This window comes from Martelella sp. UBA3392 (assembly GCF_002358775.1).
Classification (GTDB): Bacteria; Pseudomonadota; Alphaproteobacteria; order Rhizobiales; family Rhizobiaceae; genus Martelella; species Martelella mediterranea.
Window position 1 is genome coordinate 1 of the sequence record NZ_DEPM01000113.1, and the last position, 4,838, is coordinate 4,838.

Sequence of the window (4,838 nt, forward strand, 5' to 3'; positions counted from 1 at the left end):
CGGCGGATGGCAGCCGCGATTTCGGCATGGCTATGGAGAAGGTCGAAAACCTGCTTGCCGAAAAGGGCGCGACCACGCCCGAGCAACGCACCGCCCGCTTCGTCTGCGTGCTTTGCTTGGCATGGCCGGACGGCCATACTGAGACCTTCCGGGGAGAGGTCGAGGGTACGCTGGTCTGGCCGCCGCGCGGCGACAAGGGCCACGGCTACGACCCGGTGTTTAAGCCCGCCGGCCATGACCGGACCTTTGGTGAAATGGAAACCGACGAGAAGACCCATGGTGGCCCGCAGGATGGCGGCGCGCTGTCGCACCGCGCCCGCGCGTTCCGCCTGTTCGTGGAAAAGGGGCTGGCACGCTGAGCGAACCGCAAACCATGGCCCGCGACAATGGCGAACCGGGCTTCGGCGTCTACCTGCACTGGCCGTTCTGCGCAGCCAAATGCCCCTATTGCGATTTCAACAGCCATGTCCGCCACCAGCCGGTCGACCAGCCGCGCTTTCAGGAAGCCTTCGCCCGCGAGATCGACCATATGCGCGCGCTTACCGGCCCGCGTGACGTCACCAGCATCTTCATCGGCGGCGGCACGCCATCGCTGATGGCGCCGGAGACGCTCGGCGGCATTCTCGATGCGGTGGCGAAGGCATGGCATGTGCCGGACGGGATCGAGATCACGCTGGAGGCCAATCCCTCAAGCGTCGAGGCGACGCGTTTTCGCGGCTATCGCGCCGCCGGCGTCAACCGCGTCTCGATGGGCGTGCAGGCGCTCGACGACCGGCAATTGCGGTTCCTCGGGCGGCTGCACAATGTCGAACAGGCGCTGGGCGCGATCGGGCTCGCGCGCGAGATCTTTCCGCGCATGTCGTTCGACCTGATCTATGCAAGGCCCGGCCAGACCATTGACGACTGGGTGGCGGAACTCAACCGCGCTATCGATCTTGCCGCCGATCACCTGTCGCTCTACCAGCTCACGATCGAGGAAGGCACGGCCTTCCACGCGCTGCACAAGGCCGGCAAGCTCACCGTGCCCGATGAGGATCACGCCGCCGAACTCTACGAGATCACGCAGACCGTAACCGCAGCGCGCGGCCTGCCCGCCTACGAGGTCTCCAACCACGCCCGTCCCGGCGCGGAAAGCCGGCACAACCTCACCTACTGGCGCTACGGCGATTATGCCGGCATCGGCCCCGGCGCCCATGGCAGGCTTTCGACCGCCGACGGCAAGATTGCCACAGCCGCCGAACGCCACCCGGAAACCTGGCTCTCCATGGTGGAGGAAAACGGCCACGGCATGAGCGAACAGACGGCGCTCACCGGCGAGGAACAGGCCGACGAGCTGCTGCTGATGGGGCTGCGGGTGACGGAAGGCGTCGACCTTTCGCGCTGGTCGTCACTTTCCGGAAGGCCGGTCGATGCCGAGCGCGAGGCGTTTCTGATCGACCTCGGCCTTGTCGAGCGCATCGGCAACCACAGGCTGCGGGCAACGCCCGAAGGCATGCTGGTCTTGAACCGTGTGGTTGCAGAGCTATCCTGATCGACAATCATGACTGAACGTGAGATATCGGGAACCGGTGCCCCGCATCCGCGTTCCTCTAGCGTTGAGCGCCCGCATCACAAGGGAGATCGAGAATGGCAAGCGCGTCCTATACCCACCGCAAGATCCGCGACCGGCTGAGTGCAGCGGTCTGCATCATCTTCGCGCTTTATATGGGCTATCTCGCCCATCAGGACGGCGTGGCGCTGGCGCCCTCGATCTTCTACGGGCTGATCGCCTTTGTGCTGCTCGCCATCGTGCTGATGGTGCTGCGCAGCTTCATCTACGCGCTGATCATCGCGGCGCTCCTGGTCTGGCTCGCCGCCTATATGGGCTTCGACTGGGCCGACAGGCTGATCGCCTATGTCGACCAGCTCCTGACCCTCGGCTACCAGGAATCGCTGAAGCTGTTCATGGAAGCGAAGGAGCCGATCGCCACGTGATCCCGCGGCCTGCCGCCACCGGGACGCGATGACGATCAGGCCGCGAGCCCATCCATAAGGCTCTTCAGCGCCGCCTCGGCCTCCGCCGAACGTTCGGAACGATCGATGAAGCCGCCGCCGAAAACGCGGGCCTCGTTGCCGGGCGCGTCGTAGAGCACACAGGCCTGTCCGTTCGCAATGCCAGCCTCGCCTTCCAGCAGGTCGACATAGACGCCGTTTTCATCGGCGCGCAGCATGACCGGCAGCGGCGGGCGCGTGGAGCGCACCTTGGCGAAACACGCGAAACCGTCTGCGGCCTCGTCGGCGAGCGGGCGATCGCCCAGCCAGTTGACGTCGCGCAGATAGATCCGCCGCGTTTCCAGCGCCTCGCGCGGGCCGACGACGACGCGGCGCGAGCGGGCGTCGAGATGGACCACGTAGAGCGGCTCGCCGGTAGCAACGCCAAGCCCCTTGCGCTGACCGATCGTGTAGCGGACGATGCCCTCGTGACGGCCGAGCACGCGGCCATCGAGATGGACGATCTCGCCGGAAAGCTCGGCATTCGGCCTCAGCTTGGCGATGACATCGGAATACTTGCCCTGCGGCACGAAACAGATGTCCTGGCTGTCAGGCTTGTCGGCGACGATCAGGCCCATTTCCTCGGCAAGCTTGCGGGTTTCCGCCTTCGGCAGGCCGCCCAGCGGAAAGCGCAGGAAGTCGATCTGTTCTTGCGTGGTCGCGAACAGGAAATAGCTCTGGTCGCGCTCGGCATCGACCGGACGGTAAAGCGCGCGCCGCATCGGGTTGTCGGCGGTCGGATTGGGCGCGGAGCGGATATAGTGGCCTGTGGCCAGCGCATCGGCGCCGAGTTCGCGCGCCGTCGTCAACAAGTCGGCGAACTTGACCGTCTGGTTGCAGGCAACGCAGGGGATCGGCGTTTCGCCGGCGATATAGGCCTCGGCGAACGGGTTGATCACCGTTTCGCGAAACCGCGCCTCGTAATCCAGCACGTAATGCGGGATGCCGAGCCGCTCGCTGACGCGGCGGGCATCATCGATATCCTGTCCCGCGCAGCACGAGCCCGCGCGATGCACGGCCGCGCCGTGGTCGTATAGCTGAAGCGTGATGCCGAGGACATCATAGCCCTCGCGCTGCAACAGCCCGGCCACGACCGAGCTGTCGACGCCGCCGGACATCGCCACGACAACGCGGGTGTCCTGCGGCTTCTTGTCAAAACCGAGTGTGTTCATGATCCGCCAGTCCAGTTCAAGGTTGGATGTGAATCCCATATTTTGCCGCTGATATAGAGGCCTTCAGCCAAAGACGCAAGAATACCAGCCTTTCAAGCCGCCAGACTGCTGACAAACCCCTGAATGTGCAGTTTGATACCTTCCTGACCTTCCTCACAGGGGTCACAATGCTCGGACTTGATCCGAGCATCCGTGCGATCTAAGCCATCGAATTTGATAAGAGCTATTGCGTAGCCTTGCCGCGCTGCCTGGATCCTCGTCTCAAGCACGAGGATGACGCCGAATTTGAGGACAGGTTTATCAACAAGCTGCCGGCCCTCAGGCCGCGATCATCGGCGCGATATAGCCGCCATGCACCCAGCCGCGAATGGCCCCCTCCTCGCCATCGGCCCGTTCGGGCGTGACAAAGGCCCAGTCGCCCTCGCGCTTCAGAACCCGAAGCCGGGTGCCGCGCAGCAGCATGCCGGGCGGGACCATCTTCTCGAAAGCCGTCCCGGGCCCGCCGCGCAGGTTCAAGCGGCCCGCCGTCACGACATAGGCCTCCTCGCGGTCGGCGGCCTCGCCCATCAGCCCCTGAAACCGGGCCATCGGGAAGGCCGGTCCCGGATCTGTCTTCCAGCCGCGGGTGTCGATCTCCTCATGGCTGACGATCGCCGCGATCGGATAGGCGGCGATGAGCGCCTGGACGATCTCCAGCCCGGTCTCAAGCTGGGCTTCCGGGTAGAGCGGCCAGGCGAAGGAACCCGAGCCGACGCGAGCATGCGGGGCCAGAATGTAGCCGCCGGCCTTTTTCAGGGCGCGGTCATTCATTCGCCTTCCATAGGCATCGATGTAATCGCCAAGGCCGTTCGGCTTCATCCAGCCGGCATTGACGAATTCGATGCCGACCGAGTGGCTGTTGAGGCCCTGCAACTCGCCATAGCGCGATGGCCCCGCATGCCAGGCCGTGCGGTTGAACGGGGCGATCTGCCAGGCCGTGCCGTCGCGGTCGACCACGACATGGGCGCTGGAGCCGCGATTGGTCGTGCCACCCGCCTCGCCCATCAGCCAGTCGCGGCTCGCCTTGTCGTTCCAGCCGGTGGTGTAGTGCAGCACGATGACGACAGGCGGCTTTTCGCGCGCGGCGCCCAGATTGGATGACTGCCTGTGCCAGATGCCCGGAATTCTGTGGTTCTCGATGCGCATGACGCCTGCCTTTCGATACGGTTCGCGATGACCGGAATCGTAAGGGCGGCGGCGGCGGCGGGATTTCGCGGGGAAAAACGGGCACAAAAAAGCGCGGCCCGTGAAGGCCGCGCTCAAAAGTCCGGAAGGTCGATCAGGCAGCCGTCTTGGCAGCGATCTTGGCCACGTGCTCGCCCTGGTAGCGGGCGGCGGAAAGTTCGGTTTCGGACGGCATGCGCGAGCCGTCGCCATCAGTGATCGTCGAAGCGCCATAGGGCGAGCCGCCCTTGACTTCCTCAACGCCCATCTGGCCGGCAAAGGCATAAGGCAGGCCGACGACGACCATGCCGTGGTGCAGCAGCGTGGGAATGAAGCCGAGGATCGTCGATTCCTGACCGCCATGCTGGGTCGCGGATGAGGTGAATACCGAGCCGACCTTGCCAACCAGCTTGCCCTGGGCCCACAACCCGC

Annotated in this window: 6 protein-coding genes; 3 read left to right on the top strand and 3 right to left on the bottom strand. The window is 64.9% G+C overall.

From position 1 onward, the window contains the following. From B4E36_RS08175 to B4E36_RS08185, 3 genes are all read left to right on the top strand, one after another. The coding region (locus tag B4E36_RS08175; RefSeq protein WP_345900223.1) for a non-canonical purine NTP pyrophosphatase at nucleotides 1-359 on the top strand (359 nt) is incomplete at its 5' end. A gap of 14 nt (nucleotides 360-373) precedes the next feature. After that, entirely contained in the window at nucleotides 374-1,531 is a 1,158-nt protein-coding gene (hemW, locus tag B4E36_RS08180; protein ID WP_292055680.1) for a radical SAM family heme chaperone HemW, read from the top strand. A gap of 95 nt (nucleotides 1,532-1,626) precedes the next feature. Continuing rightward, complete coding sequence (locus B4E36_RS08185; protein ID WP_018065567.1) at nucleotides 1,627-1,974, top strand: hypothetical protein; 348 nt, start codon at nucleotides 1,627-1,629, stop codon at nucleotides 1,972-1,974. A 35-nt stretch (nucleotides 1,975-2,009) separates the two neighbouring features. Here B4E36_RS08185 and mnmA read toward each other — a convergent pair whose 3' ends face one another. From mnmA to wrbA, 3 genes are all read right to left on the bottom strand, one after another. Then, complete coding sequence (mnmA, locus tag B4E36_RS08190; protein ID WP_292055682.1) at nucleotides 2,010-3,203, bottom strand: tRNA 2-thiouridine(34) synthase MnmA; 1,194 nt, start codon at nucleotides 3,201-3,203, stop codon at nucleotides 2,010-2,012. Between the two features lie 318 nt (nucleotides 3,204-3,521). Next, nucleotides 3,522-4,388: an N-acetylmuramoyl-L-alanine amidase gene (locus B4E36_RS08195; RefSeq protein ID WP_292055683.1), complete on the bottom strand. Its 867-nt coding sequence runs from the start codon at nucleotides 4,386-4,388 to the stop codon at nucleotides 3,522-3,524. A 133-nt stretch (nucleotides 4,389-4,521) separates the two neighbouring features. After that, the coding region (wrbA, locus tag B4E36_RS08200; RefSeq protein ID WP_345900224.1) for an NAD(P)H:quinone oxidoreductase type IV at nucleotides 4,522-4,838 on the bottom strand (317 nt) is incomplete at its 5' end.